The following is a 25053-nucleotide window of genomic DNA, read 5'->3' on the forward strand; positions in this document are numbered from 1 at the left end:
CGCCCAATCACATCAAGCGCGCACAGTAGCCGCATCAGGCAAACGCAAGGCTCCCTCCAGCTGACCAGCCACGCTGCAGACCGCATCACACCGCTTCAACGATTCCCAAATCCCGATTCCCCAATTCCGAGATTCAATCCTGCTCGCGATGAAACGTCGCTACTTCCGGCCAGCCCTGTTCGCGCGCATGCCGGGCCATGCGTTCGGCCAGATACACCGAGCGGTGCTTGCCGCCGGTGCAGCCGAACGCGATGGTGACGTAGCTGCGGGTGTCGTTGCGCAGGCGCGGCAGCCAGGTATCGAGCAGGTCCACGATCTGCGCCGAATAGCGGATCACGTCCGGCTCCTTGTCCAGGTAATCGCGCACGCCGGCATCGCGGCCGGTGAGTGGGCGCAGCTCCGGGTCCCAGTGCGGGTTGGGCAGCACACGCGCATCGAACACGAAGTCGGCCTCGGCCGGCACGCCGCGCTTGTAGGCGAAGGATTCGAACAGCAGCGACAAGCGGTCGCTGTTGCCCAGCGCGAACTCGGTGACAACGCGTCGGCGCAGTTGGTGCACGTTGAGCGCGCTGGTATCGATGATGGCATCGGCCTGCGCACGCAGCGGCGCGGTCAATTCGCGCTCGCGGGTGATCGCTTCCGGCAACGCCAGGCCGAGCTGGCTGAGCGGATGGCGGCGGCGGGTATCGGCGTAACGCTTGAGCAGGGCTTCGTCGCTGGCTTCGAAAAACAGCAGGCGGGCCTCGATGCCGTATTCCTGCGCGGCCTGCCGCCACTGCGCCAGCTGGGTCAGGTCGCTGCGGCTGCGCACATCGATGCCCACTGCCAGGCGCTGGTCGCCGAGCGGGTTGCCCCGCAGCCGGCTGCGCACAAAGTCCGGCAGCAACTCGACCGGCAGATTGTCCGAACAGTAATAGTCGAGGTCTTCGAAGGTCTTCAGCGCCACCGACTTGCCGGAGCCGGACAACCCGCTGACGATCATCAAGGTGGACGCGGCAATGCTCATGGGGTGCGTCGCTCCAGCAGGTTGCTGTGGCGGGCGATGAACATCGCCGCCGGGTCGATGCCCTTGGTGCGCAGGATGTGCAGGCGGGTGGCCGCCTCGGTCAGCACGGCCAGGTTGCGGCCGGGCATCACCGGCAGGGTGATCAGCGGCACGTCCAGATCCAGCACGTGGCGGCTGCCGGAATCACCGGTCAGGCGCTCATAGCCGGAAGGCGTGGGCTCGGTCATCGGCCGGGTCAGGTGCACGATCAGGCGCAGGTACTTGTTCTTCTTCACCGCGGTGTCGCCGAACATGTCGCGCACGTTCAACACGCCCAGGCCGCGCACTTCCAGCAGATCCTGCAACAGCTCGGGGCAGGTGCCGTCGAGTACGTCCGGCGCGATCTGGGTGAATTCCGGTGCGTCGTCGGCCACCAGGCGGTGCCCGCGGCTGAGCAGTTCCAGCGCCAGTTCGCTCTTGCCCGAGCCGGCTTCGCCGGTGATCAATACGCCGATCGAATAGATCTCCATGAACACGCCATGCAGCGTGACCCGCGGTGCCAGCGTGCGCGCCAGATGGTAGGAAAGGTGGTTGAGCAGCTCATGGCCGCGCTTGGGCGAGATCCACAGCGGGGTATTGGATTCATCCGCCGCCGCGCGCAAGTCTTCCGGGCAGGACTGGTTCTTGCTGATCGCCAGTGCCAGCGGCTGCACCTGGATGATCTTTTCGATCGTCTCCCAGCGTTGCCGCGCATCCAGTGAATCGAGCCACGCCAGCTCCTCGGTGCCGAGAATCTGCACCTTGTTTGGGTAGATCACATTGAGGTAGCCGGCCAGCGAGGGGCGGCGCGCATTATTGCTGCCGGCTTCGATTTCGCGGTGCTCGCCCTTTTGCCCGGCAACCCAGCGCAGCGCCAGCTTGTCACGCTGCTGGTCGAACAGCTCACGTGCGGTGATGCTGGTATTCATGCGGCGCTCGCGTGTGGGGGCGGTACCTCGGTCAGCAGCGCCATCAGCGCTTGCGCATCGGGCGCGGCGCGCAGCTGCTGGCGAAATTGGCTGTCAGAAAAGCGCTCGGCCAGTTCCGACAACAGCATCAGGTGCTGATGCGTGTAATGCGCGGGCACCGCCATCGCAAACACCAGGTCCACAGCTTCTTCGGCGCCGAACTCCACCGGCGTCTGCAGCCGCAGCAAGGCGCCGCGCGGTTCGGTGAGGTTGGGGCAGCGCCCGTGCGGAATGGCAATGCCGTGGCCGATGGCGGTGCTGCCAAGGGCTTCGCGCTCGCACAGGTTGGCAAATAGTTCGTCGGTACCGGCCTGGCGGCAGGACAGCAGCTCGGCGGCGGTATGCAGGACGGTGTCGCGATCGGCGGCCGGCGACACCATGGTGCGCACGGCCGCCATCAGATCGGTTAAAGGCATGAGGGCATCAAGCGAGAAGCGTCATGCAGGATTGTCGCGCACCTCGCGGGCGTGGTGGTTACATTTCTTCTCTTTGTGCTTGAGCACCAGGCGGTCGAGCTTGTCGACCAGCAGGTCGATGGCGGCATACATGGTGGAACCGCTGGCATCGGCGTGCAGGGTGCGGCCGGGGAGGTTGACGGTGGCAACCACATGGTGGTCTGGCTTGCGGACGGCCAACTGGGTTCGGACTTCACAGTGCTGGTCGAAGTGGCGCTGCAGGCGCTGCAGCTTGCTTGCCACGTAGTCCCGCAGGGCGGGGGTCACTTCAAGCTGGTGGCCATACGTCTCGATACGCATCGGATACCTCCATTGGTCGGTGGGCCAATGAACCTTTCCGGTGGTCCGGCGAACCCGGCATAGGCCGGCGTTGCGGTGGTTGCAACGTCAGGCGATGCGCACGCGTTCGTGGGAGGCGGAAATGTTCATGGCCTCACGATACTTCGCAACGGTGCGGCGCGCTACTGGTACGCCGGAAGTTTTCAACAGATCTGCCAACTTGGCGTCCGACAAGGGTTTGCGCGGGTTTTCCGCATCGATCAGGCGCCGGATCATCGCCTGGATCGCCGTGCTGGAAGCCTCGCCGCCGCTGTCGGTGTCGATGCCGGAGGCAAAGAACGAGCGCAGCGGGATGGTGCCGCGCGGCGTGCGCACGTACTTGCGGGCAATGGCACGCGAAATCGTCGATTCGTGCAGGCCCAGCTCACCGGCGATCTCGCGCAGGGTCAGCGGGCGCAGCGCTTGCGCGCCGAACTCCAGAAACCCGGCCTGGTGCTGCAGCAGGCAGCGCACCACCCGCAGCAGGGTCTCGCCGCGCGCCTCCAGGCTCTTGAGCAGCCAGCGCGCTTCCTGTAGCTGGCCGCGCAGGTAGCCGGCGTCGGATTCGCCGCAGCTGCGGATCAGTTGCTCGTAGCCGCGGTGGATGGTCACCTTCGGTTGCGCGCGGCCAGCCAGGGCGGCGCGCCAGACGCCACGCTGGCGCCAGATCACACAGTCCGGCACTACATAGGTGTCCTGCGACAGCGCGCTGATCTGCTTGCCCGGGCGCGGGTCCAGCGAGCGCACCAGCTGCACGGCCTGCTCGACATCGGCGGCAGAGCGCTTGAGTTCGTGGGCCAGGCCGGCAATGCCGCTGCGCGGCAGCCGCTCCAGCGGCCCGGCCACGATCTGCAGCGCCAGCTCGCGCGCCGGCGTCGCCGCATCGAGCACCTGCAGTTGCAGCGCCAGACATTCGCCCAGCGAGCGCGCACCGATGCCCACCGGGTCGAAGCGCTGGATCTGGTGCAGCACTGTCAGTACTTCGGCCTCGTCCACGTTGCCAAGGTTGAGCGTCTCCAGAATCGCGCTGAGCGGCTCGCGCAGGTAGCCGTCTTCGTCCAGGGCATCGATCAGGATCGCGCCGATCTGGCGGTCCCTTGGCGACAACGGTGACAGGTGCAACTGCCACAACAGGTGGTCGGCCAGGGTTTCGGACTCGGCCACGCGTTCGGCGGCGTCGCCGTTGTCGTCATCGTCGAAGCTGCCGCCACTGCCAGTGCCGGTCCACTGCAGCTCGTCCTGCGACCAGTCGTCGTCGCGCTCGGCAGGCGCCGGCTCGTCGCGTTGGCGTTCTTCGTTGGAGGCGGAGGGCGACGGTTCGACCGGCGCCTCGCTGGCCGCGTGCGCGGCTTCGTCGGCCCACTCCAGCAGTGGATTGGTCTCCACCGCTTCGGCGATTTCCACTTCCAGCTCGGTGGTGGACATCTGCAATAGTTTGATCGCCTGACGCAATTGCGGCGTCATGACCAACTGCTGTCCTAACGATGTCTGGAGCCGGGCTTTCATGCGGACACTAGCTGGATGACCTATGGCGCGGCGACGCGCTCAAAGGCGGAAGGTGTCCCCCAGATAGACGCGCCGCACGTCGGGATTGTTGAGCAAAGCGTCCGGTGCCCCCTGCGCCAGCACGCCCCCCTCGGCGAGGATATACGCGCGGTCGCAGATTCCCAAGGTCTCGCGCACGTTGTGATCGGTGATCAACACGCCGATGCCGCGTTCCTTGAGGTGGATGACGATGCGCTGGATCTCGCCGACCGAAATCGGGTCCACGCCGGCGAACGGTTCGTCGAGCAGCATCATGCGCGGTTTGGCGGCCAGCGCGCGGGCGATCTCGCAACGGCGCCGCTCGCCACCGGACAGGCTGGCGCCCAGCTGGTCGGCCACGTGGGTGATCTGCAGCTCTTCCAGCAGCGAGGCCAGTTCTTTCTCCTGGCCAGGCCCGTCGAGGTCGTCGCGCAGTTCCAGCACCAGGCGGATGTTGTCGGCCACGCTGAGCTTGCGGAACACCGACGGCTCCTGCGGCAGGTAGCCCACGCCGAGCTTGGCGCGCGCGTACATCGGCTCGGCGGTGAGGTCGCGGCCGTCCAGTTCGATACGCCCGGCATCGGCCTCGACCAGCCCGACGATCATGTAGAAGCACGTGGTCTTGCCGGCGCCGTTGGGGCCCAGCAGGCCGACCACTTCGCCGGCTTCCAGGGTCAGGCCGAACTCCTTGACCACTTCGCGCTGCTTGTACTTCTTGCGCAGACCGGTGGCGACCAGCATTACTTCTTCCCCTGCGGCTTGGCCGGTGCGGGCGCCGCGGCGGGCGCGGCAGTCTTGGGCTGGATGATGGTGCGCACGCGGCTGCCGTCGCCGCCGCTCTGCATGTTGCCGGTCTTGGTGTTGTAGACCATGCGCTGACCAGCGTTGGTGCCCTTGGGCGAATCCACCTTGTAATTGCCGGTGAGGATGATGATTTCGTCGGCGACCTTGTATTCGATGTTGTCGGCCTGGCCGTTCATCATCGCGCCGTCGTCCATCTCCTGCTTCAGCGTGGCCTGCTTGCCGTTGAGCACCACGCGGTCGGTCTGGCCGTTCTTCTGGAAGATGTCGGCGGTGTCGGCGTGGATTTCCAGCGTGCCCTGGGTGATCACCACCTTGCCGCTGAAGCGGCACTTGCCGCTGTCATCGAGCATGTTGCAATCGTTGCTGTTGGAGTCGATCGTCATCGGCTGATTGCGATCGCTGGTCTTGGCCATCGCCAATGCGGGCAGCAGCAGTGCGGCAAACGCCAGTTTAGCGGGCAGCATTCGGTTCATAGCGGGTCTTGACCTGGGAAAGGAGCTTGTACTGGCGTGTCTTGAGATCAGCCTCGAAGCCGACCCCGCTTTGCATGATACCCGGCCGGCGCATGGTGACCGGCGCGGCGGTCTTGGCCAGGTTCTGCTGCGGAAATACGTCCAGGCTCTCGGTGCGGAAAGTGGTGGGCGGGGTGTTGCCGGTGGTGGGGCTGTCGCCGGCGACGTCGCCGCGCAGGCGCATTTCATCGCCCTTGGGGCTGATCCAGCCGGTCTTGGAGCGCAGCGTCCACGGATTGTTGGCGTTGTCGGGCAGCAGGAACACCGGCGTGGTGATCTCCGAGGTCTGGTCGGCGCGGTTGCGGTGCATTTCCGGCGCGCGCAGCGTCATCGACTCCTTGCCGCTCTCCTTGTCCAGGGCAATCAACTCGAAGTCGCGCAGCACGTAGTCGGCCTTGGAATCGTCCACCGCCGCGGCAACCGGACGCGCGCGCTGCTGCCAGGCTGACCAGCCGCTGATGATCGCCGCCGCCAGCAGCACCGCGCCGAGCGTGGTGCGCCAGTTCCAGGTCATGCCGAGAACCTCGCGATGATGCTGTCGACCTGGCCCTGAGCGGCCAGCACCACGTCGCAGACTTCGCGCGCGGCGCCTTCGCCGCCACGTGCGCGGGTGTGCCACTGCACGCGTTCGGCAATCCACGGGTGCGCGTTGGCGGGCGCGACCGGCAAGCCGACCGCCAGCAACGCCGGCAGGTCGGGCAGGTCATCGCCCATGAACAACACTTCGTCCAGCGAGAGCCCGTGCTCCTGGCATAGCGCCAGCACTGCCAGGCGCTTGTTCTTGACCCCGATCTGCACATGCAGGCCCAGATCCTGGCCACGTTTTTCCGCCGACAAGCTGGCGCGTGCGGTGATCAGCGCCACGTGGATGCCGGCATGCTCCAGCTGCTTCAGGCCCTGGCCGTCGAGCACATTGAAGGCCTTGCTCTCGTTGCCGGCGTGGTCGTAATACAGGCGGCCGTCGGTCAGGGTGCCGTCGACGTCGAAACACGCCAGGCGCACGCGGGCGGCGCGGTCGATGAGGTCGGCAGGAAGGTCTTGCAGGGGGGAATAGGGCATCGGCACGAATCGGTGAGAACGGGGTCCGGCGGTTGAAAACTGAACCTGTTAAACCACCTTGGCGCGCAACAGGTCGTGAATGTTCAATGCGCCGACCGCGCGCTGCTGCGCATCGACCACGATCAGGCCATTGATCTTGTAGTCCTCCATCAGCCGCGCGGCCTCGGCAGCCAGCTGGTCGGCACCGATGGTCTTGGGGTTGCGGGTCATCACCTCGGCAATCCCGGCACTGCGCACGTCGATGTCGCTGTCCAGCGCGCGGCGCAGATCGCCGTCGGTGAACAGGCCGATTAGCCGCTCCTGCGCGTCCACCACGGCGGTCATGCCCAGGCGCTTGCGGCTCATCTCCATCAGCGCCTCGCTCAGGCTGGCGTCCTCGCGCACGCGCGGCAGCTCGTCGCCGCCATGCATCACATCGGTGATGTGCAGCAGCAGGCGGCGGCCCAGGCTGCCGGCCGGATGCGAGCGGGCGAAGTCGTCGGCGGTGAAGCCGCGCGCGTCCAGCAGGGCCACCGCCAGCGCATCGCCCATCGCCAATGAGGCGGTGGTGCTGGAGGTCGGCGCCAGGTGCAGCGGGCAGGCTTCGGCAGACACGCTGACATCCAGGTGCACGTCGGCGGCCTGCGCCAGGGTGGAGGCCGGGCGGCCGGTCATGGCGATGATCGGGTTGCCCTGGCGCTTGAGCACCGGCAGCAGCATGCGCACTTCGTCCGATTCGCCCGAATACGACAGCGCCAGCACGATGTCGGCCTCGGTGATCATGCCCAGGTCGCCATGCCCGGCCTCGCCCGGGTGCACGAAGAACGCCGGGGTGCCGGTAGAGGCCAGGGTCGCGGCGATCTTGCGCGCGATATGCCCGGATTTGCCCATGCCGGTGGCGACCACCCGCCCGCGCGAGGCCAGCACCAGCCGGCAGGCGGCGGCAAACGGCGCACCGATGCGCGCGCCCAGCGCGGCCAGGGCCGCCTGCTCGATCTCGAGCACGCGCTGCCCGCTGGCGACCAGGCTGGCGTCGCTGACGGTGGCGGAGGGTAGGTGCGAGACGGCCATGCAGGGCTCGGGTGAAGAGTAGAATGTGCGCTCATTTTATGAGGAAACGCCCTTTGGACGCCGAAACCATCCGTAAACTCATCGAATCCGGCTTGCCTGAGGCCCGCGTCGACGTGCAGGGCGAGGATGGCGTGCATTTCGAGGCGACCGTGGTCAGCCCGGCCTTTGTGGGGAAAGCGCCGCTGGCCCGCCACCGCATGGTCTACGCCACCCTGGGCGAGCTGATGGGCGGGGCGATCCACGCGCTGCAGCTCAAGACGCTGACCCCCGACGAGGCCTGAGCGGTTGGTAGCACCTGGCTGGACGCGCGCCCCTGCGCGTGACCGCCAGGCTCCAGCGCGCGCCTGACCGCCTCCTCGTTCCCCTGACTTCATTTCGGATTCCCTGAGTTCCCATGGCAAAAATCGTAGTGACCGGCGGCCAAGCGCTGCACGGTGAGGTCCATATTTCCGGCGCCAAGAACGCGGTGCTGCCGATCCTGTGCGCGACCCTGCTGGCCGATGCGCCGGTGGAGATCAGCAACGGGCCGCACCTGCACGATGTGATCACCACGGTGAAGCTGCTCAGCGAGCTGGGCGCCGAGGTCACCATCGATGAAGGCACGCTGGCCAAGGGGCGCTCGATCCTGGTCGACCCGCGCTCGGTCACCCACCAGATCGCGCCGTACGAGCTGGTCAAGACCATGCGCGCCTCGATCCTGGTGCTGGGCCCGCTGCTGGCGCGCTACGGCACCGCCGAAGTGTCGCTACCCGGCGGTTGCGCGATCGGCTCGCGTCCGGTGGACCAGCACATCAAGGGCCTGCAGGCGCTGGGTGCGGACATCAGCGTGGAAAACGGCTACATCAAGGCCACCAGCAACGGCCGGCTCAAGGGCGGGCGTTACGTGTTCGACATGGTCAGCGTCACCGGCACCGAGAACGTGCTGATGGCCGCCGTGCTGGCCGAAGGCACCACCGTGCTGGAAAACGCGGCGATGGAGCCGGAAGTCACCGACCTGGCCGACTGCCTGATCGCGCTGGGTGCACAGATCGAAGGCGCCGGCACGCCGCGCATCACGGTGCAGGGCGTCGAGCGCCTGGGCGGCGGCCACCATGCGGTGCTGCCGGACCGCATCGAGACCGGTACCTTTTTGGTGGCCGCAGCGATGACCGGCGGCAGCGTCACCGTGCGTCGCGCGCGCCCGGACACCCTGGACGCGGTGCTGGACAAGCTCACCGAAGCCGGCGCGACGATCACCACCACCGCCGACAGCGTCACCCTGGACATGCACGGCAAGCGCCCGCGCGCGGTCAACCTGACCACTGCGCCGTACCCGGCGTTTCCCACCGACATGCAGGCGCAATTCATGGCGCTCAACTGCATGGCCGACGGCGTGGGCGTGATCAACGAGACGATCTTCGAAAATCGCTTCATGCACGTCAACGAACTGCTGCGCCTGGGTGCGGATATCCAGGTGGAAGGGCATACCGCGATCGTGCGCGGCGCCGAACGCCTCAGCGGCGCGCCGGTGATGGCCACCGACCTGCGTGCGTCGGCCTCGCTGATCCTGGCCGGCCTGGTCGCCGACGGCGACACCACCATCGATCGCATCTACCACCTGGATCGTGGTTACGAAAACATCGAGGAGAAGCTGGGGGCGCTGGGCGCGACCATCCGGCGCATCGCATGATCCTGCGCGGCCAATTCACCACCCGCCGCAAGGTGCTGCTGGGCGTGATCGTGCTGATCCTGGCGTGGCTGGTCTACGCCTGGTCGGTCGGCATGGCCATCACGCAGGGCGTCGAGTTCAAGGACATGGACTGGAACGGCGACGGCACGGCCAGCCGCGAGGAAATCGCGCAATCGTTCTACGCGGTGGCGGTCAAGAAGACCGTCGAAGGCAAGCGCCACTGCGACCTGTTTTATTGGCGCTCAACCGAAGCGCAGATTCGCGTGGATTGCCGCACGGTGTTCAATACCGGCGATGACAAGGCTGCGGCCAAGCCCTGAGGTGAGTGCGTGAGGACGTTGAGAGCCTTACGCGTCTTGCATGTGCCTCGATCTGCGAGGTGGGTCGTGCCAGGTGCGAGCCGCGGCGAGACACATGCAGACACAAAAAAGCCCGGCACGCTGCCGGGCTTTTTGATGGTCGATGCGCAGCGCAATGAACCCGCAGATGCACCATCTTCATTCGTAGGAGCGCGCTCGCGCGCGATGGGGCTTTATCGATAACGCCTCATCGCGCGCAAGCGCGCTCCTACGTCCGGCCGCACACCCGAGATCAGGCGACGGCCTGGCGAGTCGTCAGCGCAGCGCCTTGATGGTCAGATCCAGCGCGTCCTGGCCTTTTTCCTTCTGCAGCAAGCGCGCAGGCACCGGCAGGTCCTTGACCACCCATGCGATCAATTCCTTGTCGCCGTCCACACGCGACACCTTGGTGGCCTGTTCCTGCTTGCCGTTGACGGTGATGGTTTCCTTGCCCACCACCTTGTAACTCATCGGCTTGATGCGGCCTTCGTCCACCATGCGGTAGTTCAGCGGCTTGCCAGCGGCCAGGTCGCGGGTGATGGCCAGATTGATCAACAGCGCATCCATATCGCCCGGCTGCAGCTTGACCGGGCCGCGGCGGTCCGGCTTGATGTCGCCGCTCCAGGTGGCCTGGCTGGTCTTCCAGTCGTAGTTCGCGGTGACGTTGCGCCGCTTGACCATCATCGAAGAGGTGTCATTGCTGCTGACCGGGCGCAGCTGGCCATTGGCCTCTTCGAACACCGTGCTCTGGGTCAGGTTGGCCAGCTGGTTCTGGATGGTGAGCGTGTAGCGCCACTGGTTGGCGCCGGCCGCGGCCAGGGTCATGGTGCCGTTGGCCTGCATGCCCATGTAATTGGCCGAGTAATCGGCCTGGAACGGCTGCACGGCCAGCGCGGGCAGGCTGGCAACCGCCAGGGCCGCTGCGGCAATCAACGAACTGGTACGGGAGAACGTCTTCATGGGTCAGGCTCCTTGGTATTCGACCAGGCGCAGATCGACCTGATCCTCACCTTTGTCACGTTGCAGGATGCGGACCGGCGTAGGTACGCCGTTGGCAATCCAGAGGATGGTTTCGTTGTCGCCGCTGTTGACGCGGTATACGCGCAACGCGTCGTAGCTGAGGTCGCCCACCTGCACCACTTCGGTGGCATCGGCGGCGCGGTAATCGTATTGGCGCACCCGGCCGACATCGACGTAGCGGTAGCTCAGGCTGCGGCCGGGTTGTGCGTCGCGCATCAGCGACAGATTGAGCGACAGCGCGCTCTGGTCGCCGCGCTGCAGCGGAATCGGCTGCTGACGCTCTTTCTTCAGGTCGCCGTCCCACTGCGCAGTGCCGGCCTGCCAGTTGTAGACGCCGGTGACCTTCTTGCCGAAGAACATCGCCTTGCGCACGGTGCTCTGGGTCAGCGGCACGTAGGTGTCGCCATCGACACGGAACACGGTGCTCTGCTCCAGGTTCAGTCCCAGGATGCTGGCAAAGCCCTTGCGCCCGCGCACGGCCATGTCGATACGCCATTGGTTGCCGTCGCCGTGACTGACCTGCATGGTGGCGTCGCCGGCTTCCTTGCCGCGGTAGAACGCCTGGTAGGTCGCCACGAATGGCTCCAGCGCGGGCGGCGTCCAGCTACTGGCCGGCAAGGCCGGAGCGGCTGGTTGCGCGGGCACGGGCGCGGCGGCCGGGGCCTGTTGCGCACGGCCGATACCGGCCTGGCAAAGCAGGGCCGTGGTGAACAACGCGACAGCGAAGGGCAGGACTTTCATGCGCGGGAGCGAGGCACGGGGCCGCAAGGATGTCCGAGAGGGAATGAGGGGCGCGTGTCCGCGCTAAACGAGCGCGATGCCAGCGGACTCTAGTCGCAGTGGTGTAAACAGGCACTGACCGTCGATATGCACGCGCCCGTCGGGCGTGGTGACCCGGCCGCTGGCCAGTAACCGCAGCGTGGCCAGCAGCAGCGGGTGTTCGCGGTCCAGCACCCGCGCCGCCAGTGACTCGGCGGTGTCGTCCGGCAACACCGGCACATGGGCCTGGGCGATCACCGGGCCGGCATCCAGTTCCGGCACCACCAGATGCACGCTGGCACCGTGCTCGGCATCGCCGGCCTCCAGCGCCCGCGCATGCGTGTGCAAGCCGCGGTATTTGGGCAGCAGCGAGGGATGGATGTTGAGCATGCGGCCGGTGAAGCGGCGCACCAGAGGCTCGCCCAGGATGCGCATGTAGCCGGCGCAGATCACCCAATCCGGCTGCACTGCGGCGATGGCGTCGCCCAATGCACTGTCGAACGCCGCGCGGTCGGCGAACGCGCGTGGGCTGGCGCTCCAGCGTCGCGACGCATCCACTTTCTGCAAGGCCGGCGCCTGTTCCCGGTCGGAAAACACACCGGCCACCTCGGCCGCCAACTGCCCGGCGGCAATCGCATCGAGGATGGCCTGCAGATTACTGCCGCGCCCGGAGGCCAGGACTGCAAGGCGCAGGCTCATACAATCACGCCCATCGTTATATCGGAGACGCAGCTCAAGCGGCTGCCGCGTTGGTGACAAACAACGCCTTGACCTGCGGCCGCAGCAGAACCACCAGCGTAAACACGCCGACCACGGTGCCGAACGGCATGAACGAGCAGGAAATGCCGGCGACGATCAGGTAAAGCAGATGCCGTCTGCGCTGGGCGATGCAGCGACCCGCATACGCCATGAAGCCGGCCAATGTCAGGCCGCAGGCGATGAAGCCTGCCGCGAACACCACGAAGAACCAGCCGAACCAGCGGGGATCCATCTCTGGCGCGTCGGCATTGGTCGTGGTCATCGGCAGGTGGCCGGTGACGATCGCCAGCCCCATGAACAGGTGGATCAACGGGAATAACGAAAACAGCCCGGTGATGCCGGCCAGCACGTAATGGAAGATCGACAGCAACTTCAGCTGCTGCAGATCCTCGGCGGTGGCAGTTGTAGAGACGTAAACGGGCGCGGCTTCCATGCGGGTGCTCCTTGGGTCAACCAATCCGGACGCGTTCGTCGCCCTGTGCCGTCACCACCTGGCCAATGCGCCAATGCGCCAGCGACTGCGCGTCCAGCGCCTGTTCCAGCGCGGCGGCCTGCGCTGGTGCGGCGACCAGCACGAAGCCGATGCCGCAATTGAAGGTGCGCCACATTTCGGCATCGGCCACCGCGCCTTCGCGCTGCAGCCAGGCGAACACCGGCGGCAAGATCCATGCCGTGGCATCGATGTCCAGGCCCAGGCCGTCCGGGATCACCCGGATGATGTTCTCGGTCAGCCCGCCACCGGTGACATGCGCCATGGCGTGGATCGCCTCGCCGTGCGACTTGAGCAGCGCCAGGATCGGCTTGACGTACAGCGCGGTCGGCGCCATCAGCGCATCGATCAGCGCCACGCCGTCGTCCAGCACCAGATCGGCCGGCGCCCCGGCACGCTCGTAGATCTTGCGGATCAGCGAATACCCATTGGAATGCGGACCGGAGGACGCGATGCCGATCAGCACGTCACCCTCGCGCACCTGCGCGCCGTCCAGCAGCTGCGATTTTTCCACCGCGCCAACGGTGAAGCCGGCCAGGTCGTATTCGCCCGGCGGGTACATGTCGGGCATCTCCGCGGTTTCGCCACCGATCAGCGCGCAGCCGGAGAGCTCGCAGCCACGCGCGATGCCGCCGACCACCGCCGCGGCGGTGTCGATATCCAGCTTGCCGGTGGCGAAGTAGTCCAGAAAGAACAGTGGTTCGGCGCCTTGCACCAGCACGTCGTTGACGCACATGCCGACCAGGTCGATGCCGATGGTGTCGTGGCGGCCGAGTTGCTGGGCGAGTTTGAGCTTGGTGCCCACCCCGTCGGTGCCGGAGACCAGCACCGGCTCCTTGTACTTGCCGGACAGGTCGAACAAGGCACCGAAGCCGCCCAGGCCGCCCATCACCTCCGGTCGAAAGCTGCGCTTGACCAGGGGTTTGATGCGTTCGACCAACGCATTGCCGGCATCGATGTCGACGCCCGCGTCACGGTAGGTCATGGGCGAGGGATTGGAAGGCGTTGGGCTGGTCACGGGTGGGGTGGCTCGGCGGTAAAGGCGGCGATTTTAACAGCCACGTTGGCGCTAGCGTCCCATTCGGGCAACAATTCACCCGGATACGCTTACGTCATGGAACCGTCGATGCGCCGCAGTCTCGCTTTCTTTCTCGCCCTCGTGGTCGCCATGCCCGTGTTGCCGGCCTACGCCCAGGCCGATCTGCGCACCGAAGGCGACGTCGCCAAGGCGCAGGGCGCCTACGATGCCGAAGTGCCGGTCAACAGCCAGAGCGAGTCCGATCGCCCCGGCGCGTTGGCGCGTGCTCTGGGGGCGGTGCTGGGCAAGGTGTCCGGCGACCGCAGCGTCATGAGCCGCCCCGGCGTGCCGCAGGCGCTGCGCAATGCGCCCAACTACGTCGATCACTACGACTACCGCCAGGATCAGGGCACCTCGCGCAGTGGCGCGCCGACCTTCCGCACCGTGCTGGTGGCGCGTTTCCGGCAATCCGACGTCGATGGCCTGATCGCCGCGCTGGGCCTGCCGGTGTGGCCGCAGCCGCGCCCGAAACCCGTGCTGTGGCTGGCCATCGACGACGGCAGCGGCCCGCGTCTGGTCGGCGTGGCGCAGGCCAACGCCGCGCGCAGCTTGCTCGACCGTGCGATCGAGCGTGGTTACCGGCTCGGCCTGCCGGGTGGCGCGGCCGCCGAACAGGCCCTGGCCGGCGCCATCTGGCGCAAGGACACCGCCGCCGTTGCGCGCGCGTCGGCCAAGTACAGCCCGCCGATGCAGTTGATCGGCAAGCTCTACCGCACCGATAGCGGCTGGACCGCCGACTGGGTGTTCGTTGACAACGGCAACGTGCTCTCCAGCTGGACCAGCAGCGACGGCGATGCCCGCCGCGCGATGGCCGCCGGTGCCGACGGCGCCGCCGATGCACTGGTCAAGCGCTACGCCAAGCGGGTGGACTCGGGCGTACCCGGGGTCTACCGCGTGGTGATCACCGGCATCAGCAGCGCCGACGACTATCTGCGTGTGTCCGCCGCGCTGCAGGGCGTGTCGGTGGTGCGCAGCATCCGCCCGGTGAGCGCAAATGGCGATCGCATGGAGCTGGACCTGGAGCTGCTCACGGGCATTTCCGGGCTCAACCGTATGCTCGGCGACAACAGCCCGCTGATCTCGGTTTCCGTGCCGACCGAAGGCCCCATCATTCTCGAAAACGAGCACGCCGAGTACCGCCTCAAATGATCCTGACCCCCGAGGCGGAAATCGCCCAGTTCCTGCGCCGCCTCAAATGGGCGGCGGTGATCGTCGGCGTGCTGTGGGTGGTATCGCTGCTGTCGCCGATCCTCACCCCGTTCGTGCTGGCGCTTCTGCTGGCCTGGCTGGGCGACCCGCTGGTGGACCGCATCGAACGTGCCGGGCGCTCGCGCAACATGGCGGTCACCCTGGTCTTCATTCTCATGGTGCTGCTGGTGGTGCTGGCGCTGATGATCCTGGTGCCGATGATGGAGCGCCAGATCATGACCCTGATCGATGCGCTGCCGCAGATGCGCGACTGGGCGATCGGCACCGCCATTCCCTGGCTGGAGCGCCGCACCGGCGTGGAGTTGATGGGCTGGCTGGACCCGGAACGCCTCATAGAGTGGATCCGCAGCCACTGGGAGCAGGCGGGCGGCGTTGCCAAGACCTTCTTCGGCTATGTCTCGCGCTCGGGCTTTGCAATGGTCACCTGGGTGATCAACCTGGCCTTGTTGCCCATCCTGGCGTTCTATTTTCTGCGCGACTGGGACCGCATGGTGGAGCGTGTGGCGGCGGTGATTCCGCGTGCCTACATCGGCACCGTGAGCCGGCTCGCGCTGGAGTCCAACGACGTGCTGGGTGGCTTCATTCGCGGCCAGTTCCTGGTGATGCTGGCGCTGGGCGCCATCTATGCCACCGGCCTGTCCATCATCGGGCTCAACCTGGGCTTGCTGATCGGCATCATCGCCGGCTTCATCAGCTTCATTCCTTACCTGGGCGCCACTACCGGCATCGTGTTGGCGCTGCTGGCAGCGATCGTGCAAGCGCAGGGGTTCGACCTGAAATTGCTGATCGGCGTGGGCGTGGTGTTCACCGTCGGCCAGTTGCTGGAAAGTTACGTGCTGACCCCGCGCATTGTCGGCGACAAGATCGGCCTGCACCCGGTGGCGGTGATCTTTGCGGTGATGGCCGGCGGCCAGCTGTTCGGCTTCCTCGGCATGCTGCTGGCGCTGCCGGTGGCGGCGGTGGCCAACGTGCTGTTGCGCTATGCGCATGAGCGCTACACCCAAAGCGATCTGTATGCCGGCGAGCGTGCCGGCATCGTGTTGCAATCCGGGCCCGAGCGCAGCGTGATCATCGACGCCAGCAAGGACGCGGATCGGTCGTGAGCGTGCCGCAATTGCCGTTGGCGTTGCGTGCGCCTTCCGACCAGCGACTGGACAGCTATATCGCCGCACCGGACGGTTTGATCGCGCAACTGCAGGCGTTCGCCGCCGGCCAGCTGAGCGACTGGCTGTATCTGGCCGGCCCAAGCGGCACCGGCAAGACCCATCTGGCCTTGTCGGTCTGCGCGGCGGCCGAGCAGGCCGGGCGCAGCTCGGCCTACCTGCCGTTGCAGGCGGCGGCTGGCCGCTTGCGCGATGCGCTCGAAGCATTGGAAGGGCGCAGCGTGGTGGCGCTGGATGGCGTGGACAGCATTGCCGGCCAGCGCGAGGACGAAGTGGCGCTGTTCGATTTCCACAACCGTGCGCGCGCTGCCGGGATCACGCTGCTGTACACCGCCCGCCAGATGCCCGACGGCCTGGCGCTGGTGTTGCCCGACCTGCGCTCACGCCTGTCGCAATGCGTCCGCATCAGTTTGCCGGTGCTGGACGACGTTGCACGCGCGGCGGTCTTACGCGACCGCGCGCAGCGGCGCGGGCTCGCGCTGGACGAGGCTGCGATCGATTGGCTGCTGACCCACAGCGAGCGTGAGCTGGCCGGGTTGGTGGCCTTGCTGGACCGGTTGGACCGTGAATCCCTGGCTGCGCAGCGGCGGGTGACGGTGCCGTTCCTGCGCCGCGTGCTCGGCGACCGCACGTCCTGACGACGGCGCTGCCGCGCTCAGTCGCGGCGCTGAGTCAGTTGTGCATCCAGCTCGGCCAGCCGCTGTGGTGTGCCTACATCGGTCCAGCGACCACGGTGGTGCACGCCATCGATCCGGCCAGCCGCCATTTGCGCGCGCAGGATCGGCGCCAACGGGAAGCGCGGCGGGGCCTCACCGGTGCTGGGAAGCGGCCCGATCACACGTTCCCACGCGTGCAGTAAGGCCGGGCGATACAGACCGATGCCGGCATAGGTGAGCGTCGGCATCGCCGTGCTGCTGATCTTGCCCTCGTGAGTCAACGCAAAATCCGCGCGTGCCGCATAGGCTGGCGCGTCGACCAGCACCAGCGTTGCCAGGCTGTCGGCTGCGATGTCGAGCGTGGCGAAGTCGATGTCGCTCCAGATGTCGCCATTGACCAGCAGGAAGGGCGCATCGCCCAGCAACGGCAGCGCGTGCAGCATGCCGCCGCCGGTTTCCAGCGGGGTGCTGCCTTCGTAGGAATAGGTCAGACGCAGCCCGAAGGCGCTGCCATCGCCCAGCACCTGCGGAAACTGCGCAGCCAGCCACGACGTATTGATGACCACCTCGTCCACGCCCAGTGCAGCCAACTTGCGCAGATGCCAGACGATCAACGGCGTGCCGCCCACCGACAACAGCGGCTTGGGCGTGTGTTCGGTCAACGGACGCATGCGCTCACCGAATCCGGCAGCAAAGATCAACGCCTTCATGCGGCGGTTCCATTGGCGTTGCCGTGTGCCATGCGTGCGGCCAGTGCGGGTTTGATCTGCTGGTCGAGCAAGTCGATCAAGGGTGCCAATTCGGCATGGCGCGGCAACACTTCGTCCAGGTAGGTGATGAAGCGCGGCACGTTGTCCAGGTACCAGTGCTTGCCATCGCGGTAACTCAATCGCGAAAAAATGCCGAGGTTTTTCAGATGCCGCTGCACGCCCATCCAGTCCGCATCGCGCAGGAACTGCGGCCACGCCGGCACCGGCAAGCCGGCCACCTGCGCACGTGCGTGGTATTGCGCCAGCCACGCGTCCACACGCGCTAGTGGCCAGCTCACCGAGGTGTCCTTGAACAGGCTGATCGGGTCGTAGGCGATCGGGCCGACCACGCAGTCCTGGAAGTCCAGCACCGCCGGGCCGTCAGCGACCGGCATCAGGTTGCGCGGCATGAAGTCGCGATGGGTGAACACGCGAGCTTGCGCCAGCGCGTTATCCATCAGACGGCGTTGCACCAGCTGCAATTGCTCTGCGTGCGCGCAGTCGAGCTGCAAGCCCAGGTGGCGGCCAAGAAACCATTCCTCGAACAGGCCGGCATCGCGTTGCAGCAGCGCTTCGCCAAACACGCCGCTGCCGTCGGGCGGCGGGATGTGCTGCAGCAACAGCAGTTGGCTGATCGCCGCCTCAAGCAGAGCATCAGCCGTGGAATCGGTGAGCGCCTGTGCCAGCGTCGGCACCCCCAGGTCTTCGAGCAACAGCAAGCCTGCGTCCAGGTCGCGCGCCAGCACCTGCGGCACGCGCACGCCGTGCTGCTCGAGCAGGTCGCGCATGCGCAGCCACGGCGCCACATTTTCCAGATCCGGCGGCGAATCCATCACGATGCGATCCGGCCCGGCGCCCTGGCTGCGCCAGTAACTGCGAAAACCGGCATCCACCGACGCACGCTGCAGCGTGGCCTGTGGATCGCCCAGCGCCTGCCGCGCCCACTGCAGGCGCTGGCTGTCACGCGAGGTATCGGAAGAAAGTGATGAAGTCATGGCAAAGCGCACAGTAAAACGGCGCACAACGCACGCCGCAGAAAGGAGGGATGTCTTAGCGCTTGCTGCCGCTGAACAGGCGCAGCAGTGCCAGGATGGCGATGGCGCCCAGCAACGCGCCCAGGAAACCCGCCGGTTCGCCGGCGTGGTACCAGCCCATGTAGCGGCCGAACCAACTGGCCAGCAAGGCACCGGCGATGCCCAGCACGATGGTCAGCAGGCAGCCCAACCGTTGCGTGCCGGGCGTGATGAAACGTGCCAGCAGACCGACCACGAAGCCGACCAGGATGATGTACAGCCAACTGTCGCTACCAAACAGGTTGTTCATTGCAGCACCAGCGGGAAGAAGAGCGGCAGACTAGCATTGCGCGTTACCGACGCCATGTGCAGATCGACGCGGGTGGTTGCACGGAGTGCTTGCAGCCGTGCGGTCAAGACAGCCGGCCGGCCCGCAGTGCGCCAGGCTGGCCGATCGTCGCAGTGCGCTGCCTCAGCAGCAGCCATGTCCACCATGTCGGGTACCGCTGTCCGCTGCCACCGGCGAGCCGCTGGTTTCGCCACGCAGGCAGGCGGCGTGGTGCTCGGTGATCACCTTAGAAACGCAGGCGGTGACGCGCTTGCCCATCGGGATGTGCAGGAATTCGTTCGGGCCATGCGCATTGGAATGCGGGCCGAGCACGCCGGTGATCATGAACTGCGCACCGGGGAATTTCTCGCCCAGCATGCCCATGAACGGGATCGAGCCTCCTTCGCCCATGTACATCGCCGGCTTGTCGAAGAAGGCGCGGCTGGCGTCGTCGATGGCTTTCTCCAGCCACGGCGCCATGCCCGGCGCGCTCCAGCCGGAGGAGGCCTTTTCCAGTTCCAGCGTGACCTGCGCGCCGTTCGGTGGGTCGCGCAGCAAGGCCTGCTTGAGCAGCTCGCCGCAGGCCTTGCCGTCAGCAGTGGGCGGCAGGCGCAGCGACAGCTTCACCGCGGTCTGCGGACGCAGCACGTTGCCGGCCGAGGCCAGCGGCGGCATGCCATCCACACCCGTGACCGACAAGGCCGGGCGCCAGGTCCGGTTCAACACCAGCTCGGTGAGGTCCTCGTGCATCGGCACCAGCCCGTCCACCATCGGAAACTTGTCGAAGATGGCCGTGTCCAGCGTTGCCGCCGCACTGCGGGCCTGTGCCAGTCGCTCGGCGGGCACGTCCACGTGCAGGCCATCGAGCAGGATGCGTCCGCTGGTTTCGTCCTCGATCCGCGACAGCAGCTGGCGCAGCAGGCGGAAGCTGGACGGCACCACGCCGGACGCGTCGCCCGAGTGCACGCCTTCCTCCAGCACCTTCACGGTCAGGTTGCCGCCGGTCAGGCCACGCAACGAAGTCGTGCACCACAGCTGCTCGTAGTTGCCGCAACCCGAATCCAGGCACACCACCAGCGACGGCTTGCCAATGCGCTCGGCCAGGTGGTCCACATAGGCGGGCAGGTCGTAGCTACCGGATTCCTCGCAGGCTTCGATCAGCACCACGCAGCGCGCATGCGGCAGGCCTTGTGCACGCAGCGCCATCACCGCAGCCAGCGAGCCGAAGATCGCGTAGCCATCGTCCGCGCCGCCGCGCCCATACAGTTTGTCGTCGCGCAGCACCGGCTCCCAGGGGCCGAGATCGGCATCCCAGCCGGTCATTTCCGGCTGCTTGTCCAGGTGGCCGTACAGCAGCACGGTGTCCTCGCCCGACTCCGACCCGGTGGCCGGGATCTCGATGAAGATCAACGGCGTGCGGCCTTCCAGGCGCACCACCTCGACCTGCATGCCGTCGATGGCCTGGGCGCGTGCCCAGGTTTCCATCAGGGTGACGGCCTGTTCCATATAGCCATGCGCGACCCAGTCGGCATCGAACATCGGCGACTTGTTGGGGATGCGGATGTAATCGACCAGTTGCGGGACGATCTCGCGATCCCACGTGTCGCTGACGAATTGGTCGATCTTGGCGCTATCCATACGGGCTCCGAATGCGTGACGTAATGGCACATTCTACGCCGCAGCCAGGGGGTAGGGATTTCCCTACAAGGCACCGCGCAGTTCACCGGCTGTGTGAAAAGTTCGTTGGCGATAGGATTGCTGCATGTGGCGCGGGACACTGGCTCCGCCGGCAGGAATGCTGGCTAGGACCATCACCCAAGCCACAAGGAGCGTTGCAATGAAGTCATTTACCGTAGTCCTGAAGTCCCTGCTACTGGCGTTGTTGTTGTCCTCGAATGCGTATGCACTCGATAAGGTCGATATCAACACCGCGTCTGCTGAGGAATTGGACAAGGTGCTGATGAATGTCGGGCGATCAAAAGCCGAGGCAATCGTCGAGCACCGTCAGGCAAACGGTCCCTTCAAAAGTGCCGAGGAACTGGCACTGGTCAAGGGCATCGGACTCAAGACGGTCGAACGGAATCGAGACCTGATCGAAGTGGGCGCCACGATGGCTCCCGCCAAGAAGGCTGCCATGGGGGCGGCGGTGAAACCGGTGGGACGGCGTTAAGGGGAAGGGATCCGAGATACGGTTCGACGCGAGGATGCGTGGCCGCAACCTAACTGGACAGGATGTCTGGGGGATGGCTGGAAGCCGACAAGGACGTGAAATCGCCCGGTGTTGCACTTGGATGTGCAGCCGGGCGTTTTTCGTTTGGGTGCTTCATAGCGGCCAGCTGCGCAGCCCGGGTTAGGTGGCTGTAGTGCCGGATCCGGTATGGGCGTGACGCTGATCTCTGGCTTGACGGTGGGCTGCGTGGTGTACGCGCGCGACCTTGCATACGTGTTCCGCACTGCCATGTGTTCTGCGGTACGCATCAGTACGCCGGAGACTGATGCTGATGTCTCGGCATCTTGATGATGGCACTTTCGGTATGGACGTACGCGATGGCAATTGCGCGCGTGCGCTCGTCTGGACATGGGCAAGTAGGCAGGCAAACACACTCATGCAGGCACACATGCACGCTTGCGGCACAATGCGCCGATGCAGCTGACAGACCTGAGCAGCCGGGTGATCCCGGCCACCGAGTACCGCCGTGAGCGGTGGCGCAACCAGTTGGGCTGGACCCGCGAGATCCTGCGGCTGGGAGAGCCCGACGATGCCTGGGCGCTGCGGCTTTCGATTGCCGAGATCGAACAGGACGCGGCGTTCTCCGCATTTCCCGGGATCGACCGCGAGCTGGTGTTGCTGCGTGGCAATGGCATGCAGCTGCAGTTTGGCGACGGGCGGCAGCACAGCTTGCTGCCGCCGTATCAGCGGCTGCGGTTCGCGGGCGAGGAGGCGGTCACCGCGGTGCTGAGCGACGGGCCGACGCAGGACTTCAACCTGATGTGGCGGCGCGCTGTGTTGCAGACCGAGCTGCTGCACCGCCCGCTGGTGGGCACGATGCTGTTCTTTGCCGACCCCGGCAGTGCCTGGGCGATCCATCTGCTTGCCGGGCAGGCAAGTTTTGGCCGCGATAGCGGGTTGCCGCCGTTGCTGGCCGGTGACACCGCGTGGTTGTCGGCGCGAACGCGCAGCCGCTTCGTGCTGGATGGCGGCGGCGAACTGCTGGCGATCCGGGTGAGTCCGGCTGGCTGAGGTGGTGGACTTTCAGATGCAGGTGCAGGTGCAGGTGCAGCTTCACGGGGCCGTTGCATGTGCAGATCCATGCAAGCCGCTGCACTGCGGCTAACAAGTGAAGCGCAACATATCCGTTCACAGCAGTGGAGTTTCGCTTGCAATAACGACCGTCAGTACACGTCGCGACGATACCGCCCGCTGCTGAGCAGTGCCTGTTTGAGGTCGGTTCCCAGAATGCTGTCGAGGGCGGCATCGACCTCCGGGGCCATGCCGCGCAGGCTGCCGCAGACGTACACGCAGGCGCCTTGCGCCACCCATGCGCGCACGTCCGCCGCCGCGGCGGCCAAGGCGTGTTGGACGTAGCGATGCGGCTGGCCGCTGTCGCGGGAATAGACGCGGTCCAGTCGTTCGATCCAGCCGTCGCGCTGCCAGTGTTCGAGTTCATCGCCATACAGCGTGTCGTAGGCTGCGTTGCGTTCGCCGAACAGCAGCCAGTTGTGGCGCGCACCGGCGGCGATGCGCGCGCGCAGGTGCGCACGCAAGCCGGCGATCCCGGTGCCATTGCCGATCAGCAGCATTGGTTGCGCAGCGGCGGGCGGGTGGAACCCGGGATTGGTCCGCACGCGTAGCGCGATGCGTGCGCCGATTGGAGCCGCCTGGCAGAGCCAGCCGCTTCCCAGGCCGGGCGTGCCATCGGCATGCAGGTGTTGGCGGATCAGCAGTTCGGCATGGCCTTCGTCGGGGAGCGAGGCCAGCGAGTACTCGCGGTGTGGCAGCGCCGCCAGTGTGTGTACCCATGTATCCAGCGAAGTGATGTCGGGGCCGTCGTCAGGTAGGGTCGTGCCGCTGAGCCATGCGTGCAACGAACGCCCCTGCACCTGTTGGGTGCCGTCCAGCCGATGCCGCTGCAGCCAGGCCTCCACCATCTGTGGCGAATGCTGCGGGCGGATTTCGGCGATGTCGCCCGCGCTCCACTGCGGCAAATGACCGTCGCAGGGGATCAGGCGCAGGCGATACACCGCGGCGCCCGCGCTGCCCGGATTGACATGCACGCGCTGCTGCAGCTGCCAGTCGGCATAACTGGGCACACTCCAATCCGCTTGCGTCGCCAGTGCCGGTGCCAGTTCAGCCAGCCGTTGCTGCCACTGCTGCAGGGACTGCGGCTCGGCGTTGTCGACCTCGATGCGTGCGAACAAGGGGGTTGCACCTTGCGCCTGCAAGCGTGCATCCAGGCGCCGCCCAAATGCGCAGAACTGCGCGTAACGGCGGTCGCCCAGCGCAACGACCGCGTAACGCAGCGCGGCCAGATCGGTATCGCTGCCGGCGAGCCAGGTGCGCTCGGCTGCTTGTACGTGATCGGGTGCATCGCCTTCGCCGGTGGTGCTGACGATGCAGAGCAGGCGCGGCACGCGCGATAGTTGATTGGCATCCAACGCGTCCAGCGGCAATGCATGCGCACCGACGCCGGCCTGCTGCAGGGCAGTGGCGCTGCGTTCGGCCAATTCACGCGCGAACCCGGTCTGGCTCGCCCAGGCGATCAGCACGTTGCTGTCATCGCCGCGCGCAGCCGCAACGCGTGGACGCCCGCGCAGCCACAGGCCGAAACAGACGATGGCGTAAGCCGCCAGGCTGAGGCCCGCCCATTGCCAACGGTGTGGGGCGGGGGCGCTCCACCACGGGCCCGCATGCAGGCTGCCCAACCAGGCGGCCAGTACCGCCAAGGCCAGCAGGATGACGCCGTTGCCAAGCCACACGCGTGGGGAGGCGAGGCTCATGCGGCAGCCAGATGCGTTTCAAACGCCGGGCTCATGGATTCCTGCAAATCCGCGCCACGGCGCTGCAGAAAGCGCACCGCCAGCCCTGCGTTCGTCGCATAAGCCAGGCCCGCGTCAACACCGAGCACGGTCATTGCGGTTGCCCAGGCATCGGCATGCATCGCATCGTGCGCCAGCACGGTGACCGCAGCCGCTGCATGCGCAACCGGCGCGCCCAGGCGTGGGTCGAAGGTATGCGCGTAACGTACGCCGCCGGCCTCGAAGCGGTGCCAGCGGTCACCGGAGGTGGCCACGGCCAGTCCATCCAGTGCCAACACGCGCGCGGGCAATGCGGCGCCTGCGTCTTCGTCAGGCGCTGATTCCACCAGTACACGCCATGCGCTGCCATCGGGTTTGCGGCCGTATCCAAACAGCTCGCCGCCGACATCGATCAACGCGCTGGTGATTCCCGCCTGCGCCAACGCGCGCTGCACGCAGTCCACACCGAAGCCCTTGGCGATGCCCGACAAATCCAATGCAAGCGCGCCGGGTTGCAGTGCGCGGTCTGCCTCCAGGTGCAGGCGCTGCCAGCCACAGCGCTGCCGGGCCAGGGCGATCTGCTCGGCACTGGGCACCTTGCGCGGCCCACCGGCGGCACCGAAGCCCCACAGGTCGACCATCGGGCCCACGGTCGGATCGAACGCGCCATCGCTGGCACGCGCAATCTCCAGCGCCGTGGTCAGCACGCGGTGGAATGCGTCCGGCAACCGCTGCCAGGTGCCGGCGGCAGCACGGTTGAAGCGGGTGATGTCCGAGTCTGCGTCCCAGGTGCTCATCTGCGCGACTACGCGATCGAGCGCACCCTGGATCACCGCATGCAACGGATGCAGGTCGCGGCCGCGCGGCGCCACCAGCTTCACGCTCCAGGTGGTGCCCATGCTGCGGCCGCCCAGGGTGGCAACGGCGTCATCTGCGGAAGAAACTGGGTGCATGTGTGGACCGGTCGAGCAGGCGCTGCCTTGAGGCAGCCATGGTGACGCGCAAACGTGCCGTTTGCATCACGCGGCGTGCTTTTGAAGCAGCAGAGGATGCGTCGGTTGGTGCAGCGTGCGCTGCGCACGCGGTAGACCG

At 66.5% G+C, this 25053-nt stretch carries 29 protein-coding genes; 8 read left to right on the top strand and 21 right to left on the bottom strand.

Annotated features, from left to right (window positions below):
- Positions 1 to 133: 133 nt before the first annotated feature.
- The 10 genes from rapZ to ACCQ09_RS06640 form a co-directional block, all read right to left on the bottom strand.
- Positions 134 to 1006 carry an RNase adapter RapZ gene (gene rapZ, locus ACCQ09_RS06595; protein WP_014508477.1) on the bottom strand — a complete coding sequence of 291 codons (873 nt, stop codon included), beginning with the start codon at positions 1004 to 1006 and terminating at the stop codon, positions 134 to 136.
- The gene (hprK, locus tag ACCQ09_RS06600; protein ID WP_016904610.1) at positions 1003 to 1953 is read right to left on the bottom strand and encodes an HPr(Ser) kinase/phosphatase; all 951 of its coding nucleotides are present in this window, start codon (positions 1951 to 1953) and stop codon (positions 1003 to 1005) included. Before hprK ends, rapZ begins: the two co-directional genes overlap by 4 nt.
- A complete protein-coding gene (locus tag ACCQ09_RS06605) occupies positions 1950 to 2408 on the bottom strand; it encodes a PTS sugar transporter subunit IIA (protein ID WP_016944116.1) in 459 nt (152 codons plus the stop codon). Before ACCQ09_RS06605 ends, hprK begins: the two co-directional genes overlap by 4 nt.
- 21 nt (positions 2409 to 2429) lie before the next feature.
- On the bottom strand, positions 2430 to 2747 hold the full coding sequence (gene hpf / locus ACCQ09_RS06610; RefSeq protein WP_011037930.1) for a ribosome hibernation-promoting factor, HPF/YfiA family: 318 nt from the start codon (positions 2745 to 2747) through the stop codon (positions 2430 to 2432).
- An 87-nt stretch (positions 2748 to 2834) separates the two neighbouring features.
- Positions 2835 to 4271, bottom strand: a complete 1437-nt coding sequence (locus ACCQ09_RS06615) for an RNA polymerase factor sigma-54 (protein ID WP_011037929.1) — start codon at positions 4269 to 4271, stop codon at positions 2835 to 2837.
- A gap of 39 nt (positions 4272 to 4310) precedes the next feature.
- Entirely contained in the window at positions 4311 to 5030 is a 720-nt protein-coding gene (gene lptB, locus ACCQ09_RS06620) for an LPS export ABC transporter ATP-binding protein (protein ID WP_011037928.1), read from the bottom strand.
- The gene (gene lptA, locus ACCQ09_RS06625; protein ID WP_011037927.1) at positions 5030 to 5566 is read right to left on the bottom strand and encodes a lipopolysaccharide transport periplasmic protein LptA; all 537 of its coding nucleotides are present in this window, start codon (positions 5564 to 5566) and stop codon (positions 5030 to 5032) included. Before lptA ends, lptB begins: the two co-directional genes overlap by 1 nt.
- On the bottom strand, positions 5544 to 6119 hold the full coding sequence (gene lptC / locus ACCQ09_RS06630) for an LPS export ABC transporter periplasmic protein LptC (RefSeq protein ID WP_014508474.1): 576 nt from the start codon (positions 6117 to 6119) through the stop codon (positions 5544 to 5546). The genes lptA and lptC overlap by 23 nt, the downstream gene beginning before the upstream one ends.
- Positions 6116 to 6664, bottom strand: a complete 549-nt coding sequence (locus ACCQ09_RS06635) for a KdsC family phosphatase (protein ID WP_040940921.1) — start codon at positions 6662 to 6664, stop codon at positions 6116 to 6118. Before ACCQ09_RS06635 ends, lptC begins: the two co-directional genes overlap by 4 nt.
- A 48-nt stretch (positions 6665 to 6712) precedes the next feature.
- The gene (locus ACCQ09_RS06640) at positions 6713 to 7714 is read right to left on the bottom strand and encodes a KpsF/GutQ family sugar-phosphate isomerase (protein ID WP_011037924.1); all 1002 of its coding nucleotides are present in this window, start codon (positions 7712 to 7714) and stop codon (positions 6713 to 6715) included.
- A gap of 53 nt (positions 7715 to 7767) precedes the next feature.
- On the opposite strand from ACCQ09_RS06640, the gene ACCQ09_RS06645 reads away from it, so the two are divergent.
- The 3 genes from ACCQ09_RS06645 (at position 7768) to ACCQ09_RS06655 (ending at position 9703) form a co-directional block, all read left to right on the top strand.
- A complete protein-coding gene (locus ACCQ09_RS06645; RefSeq protein ID WP_011037923.1) occupies positions 7768 to 7995 on the top strand; it encodes a BolA family protein in 228 nt (75 codons plus the stop codon).
- A 113-nt stretch (positions 7996 to 8108) separates the two neighbouring features.
- Complete coding sequence (gene murA / locus ACCQ09_RS06650; RefSeq protein ID WP_228427999.1) at positions 8109 to 9383, top strand: UDP-N-acetylglucosamine 1-carboxyvinyltransferase; 1275 nt, start codon at positions 8109 to 8111, stop codon at positions 9381 to 9383.
- Positions 9380 to 9703: a hypothetical protein gene (locus ACCQ09_RS06655; RefSeq protein WP_011037921.1), complete on the top strand. Its 324-nt coding sequence runs from the start codon at positions 9380 to 9382 to the stop codon at positions 9701 to 9703. Before murA ends, ACCQ09_RS06655 begins: the two co-directional genes overlap by 4 nt.
- Positions 9704 to 9997: 294 nt before the next feature.
- Here ACCQ09_RS06655 and ACCQ09_RS06660 read toward each other — a convergent pair whose 3' ends face one another.
- The 5 genes from ACCQ09_RS06660 to purM form a co-directional block, all read right to left on the bottom strand.
- Positions 9998 to 10681 (bottom strand): DUF3108 domain-containing protein, encoded by a 684-nt coding sequence (locus ACCQ09_RS06660; protein WP_012437779.1) that lies wholly within the window; start codon positions 10679 to 10681, stop codon positions 9998 to 10000.
- 3 nt (positions 10682 to 10684) lie between these two features.
- A complete protein-coding gene (locus ACCQ09_RS06665; protein ID WP_011037919.1) occupies positions 10685 to 11482 on the bottom strand; it encodes a DUF3108 domain-containing protein in 798 nt (265 codons plus the stop codon).
- Positions 11483 to 11545: 63 nt separating this feature from the next.
- Positions 11546 to 12199 carry a phosphoribosylglycinamide formyltransferase gene (gene purN / locus ACCQ09_RS06670; RefSeq protein WP_011037918.1) on the bottom strand — a complete coding sequence of 218 codons (654 nt, stop codon included), beginning with the start codon at positions 12197 to 12199 and terminating at the stop codon, positions 11546 to 11548.
- A gap of 34 nt (positions 12200 to 12233) precedes the next feature.
- A complete protein-coding gene (locus ACCQ09_RS06675; protein ID WP_040940923.1) occupies positions 12234 to 12692 on the bottom strand; it encodes a hypothetical protein in 459 nt (152 codons plus the stop codon).
- 16 nt (positions 12693 to 12708) lie between these two features.
- Positions 12709 to 13734, bottom strand: coding sequence for a phosphoribosylformylglycinamidine cyclo-ligase (gene purM, locus ACCQ09_RS06680; protein WP_012437781.1), 1026 nt, complete (start codon positions 13732 to 13734; stop codon positions 12709 to 12711).
- A 129-nt stretch (positions 13735 to 13863) separates the two neighbouring features.
- On the opposite strand from purM, the gene ACCQ09_RS06685 reads away from it, so the two are divergent.
- From ACCQ09_RS06685 to hda, 3 genes are read left to right on the top strand one after another with little or no spacing between them, the layout of a single operon-like run.
- Positions 13864 to 14976 carry a DUF2066 domain-containing protein gene (locus ACCQ09_RS06685; RefSeq protein ID WP_040940924.1) on the top strand — a complete coding sequence of 371 codons (1113 nt, stop codon included), beginning with the start codon at positions 13864 to 13866 and terminating at the stop codon, positions 14974 to 14976.
- Positions 14973 to 16139, top strand: a complete 1167-nt coding sequence (locus ACCQ09_RS06690) for an AI-2E family transporter (RefSeq protein WP_012437783.1) — start codon at positions 14973 to 14975, stop codon at positions 16137 to 16139. The genes ACCQ09_RS06685 and ACCQ09_RS06690 overlap by 4 nt, the downstream gene beginning before the upstream one ends.
- The gene (hda, locus tag ACCQ09_RS06695; protein ID WP_012437784.1) at positions 16136 to 16837 is read left to right on the top strand and encodes a DnaA regulatory inactivator Hda; all 702 of its coding nucleotides are present in this window, start codon (positions 16136 to 16138) and stop codon (positions 16835 to 16837) included. The genes ACCQ09_RS06690 and hda overlap by 4 nt, the downstream gene beginning before the upstream one ends.
- Positions 16838 to 16854: 17 nt before the next feature.
- Here the strand turns inward: hda and murU are convergent, their stop codons facing one another.
- The 4 genes from murU to ACCQ09_RS06715 all read right to left on the bottom strand — a co-directional run bounded on the left by murU (position 16855) and on the right by ACCQ09_RS06715 (position 20583).
- Positions 16855 to 17565 carry an N-acetylmuramate alpha-1-phosphate uridylyltransferase MurU gene (gene murU / locus ACCQ09_RS06700; protein WP_011037912.1) on the bottom strand — a complete coding sequence of 237 codons (711 nt, stop codon included), beginning with the start codon at positions 17563 to 17565 and terminating at the stop codon, positions 16855 to 16857.
- Positions 17562 to 18599, bottom strand: a complete 1038-nt coding sequence (locus ACCQ09_RS06705) for an aminoglycoside phosphotransferase family protein (RefSeq protein ID WP_011037911.1) — start codon at positions 18597 to 18599, stop codon at positions 17562 to 17564. The genes murU and ACCQ09_RS06705 overlap by 4 nt, the downstream gene beginning before the upstream one ends.
- Before the next feature lie 55 nt (positions 18600 to 18654).
- The gene (locus ACCQ09_RS06710; RefSeq protein WP_011037910.1) at positions 18655 to 18927 is read right to left on the bottom strand and encodes a GlsB/YeaQ/YmgE family stress response membrane protein; all 273 of its coding nucleotides are present in this window, start codon (positions 18925 to 18927) and stop codon (positions 18655 to 18657) included.
- A 162-nt stretch (positions 18928 to 19089) separates the two neighbouring features.
- Positions 19090 to 20583: a M20 family metallopeptidase gene (locus ACCQ09_RS06715; protein ID WP_040940925.1), complete on the bottom strand. Its 1494-nt coding sequence runs from the start codon at positions 20581 to 20583 to the stop codon at positions 19090 to 19092.
- Between the two features lie 157 nt (positions 20584 to 20740).
- Here ACCQ09_RS06715 and ACCQ09_RS06720 point away from each other — a divergent pair, with 157 nt between their 5' ends.
- Positions 20741 to 21115, top strand: coding sequence for a ComEA family DNA-binding protein (locus ACCQ09_RS06720; protein WP_323370237.1), 375 nt, complete (start codon positions 20741 to 20743; stop codon positions 21113 to 21115).
- 474 nt (positions 21116 to 21589) lie between these two features.
- A complete protein-coding gene (locus tag ACCQ09_RS06725; protein ID WP_029628895.1) occupies positions 21590 to 22186 on the top strand; it encodes a HutD/Ves family protein in 597 nt (198 codons plus the stop codon).
- 152 nt (positions 22187 to 22338) lie between these two features.
- Here the strand turns inward: ACCQ09_RS06725 and ACCQ09_RS06730 are convergent, their stop codons facing one another.
- Complete coding sequence (locus ACCQ09_RS06730; protein ID WP_040940926.1) at positions 22339 to 23943, bottom strand: sulfite reductase subunit alpha; 1605 nt, start codon at positions 23941 to 23943, stop codon at positions 22339 to 22341.
- Positions 23940 to 24914: an FAD:protein FMN transferase gene (locus ACCQ09_RS06735; protein WP_040940927.1), complete on the bottom strand. Its 975-nt coding sequence runs from the start codon at positions 24912 to 24914 to the stop codon at positions 23940 to 23942. Before ACCQ09_RS06735 ends, ACCQ09_RS06730 begins: the two co-directional genes overlap by 4 nt.
- Positions 24915 to 25053 lie beyond the last annotated feature (139 nt).

This window comes from Xanthomonas sp. NCPPB 2586 (assembly GCF_041475775.2).
Taxonomy (GTDB): Bacteria; Pseudomonadota; Gammaproteobacteria; order Xanthomonadales; family Xanthomonadaceae; genus Xanthomonas; species Xanthomonas campestris.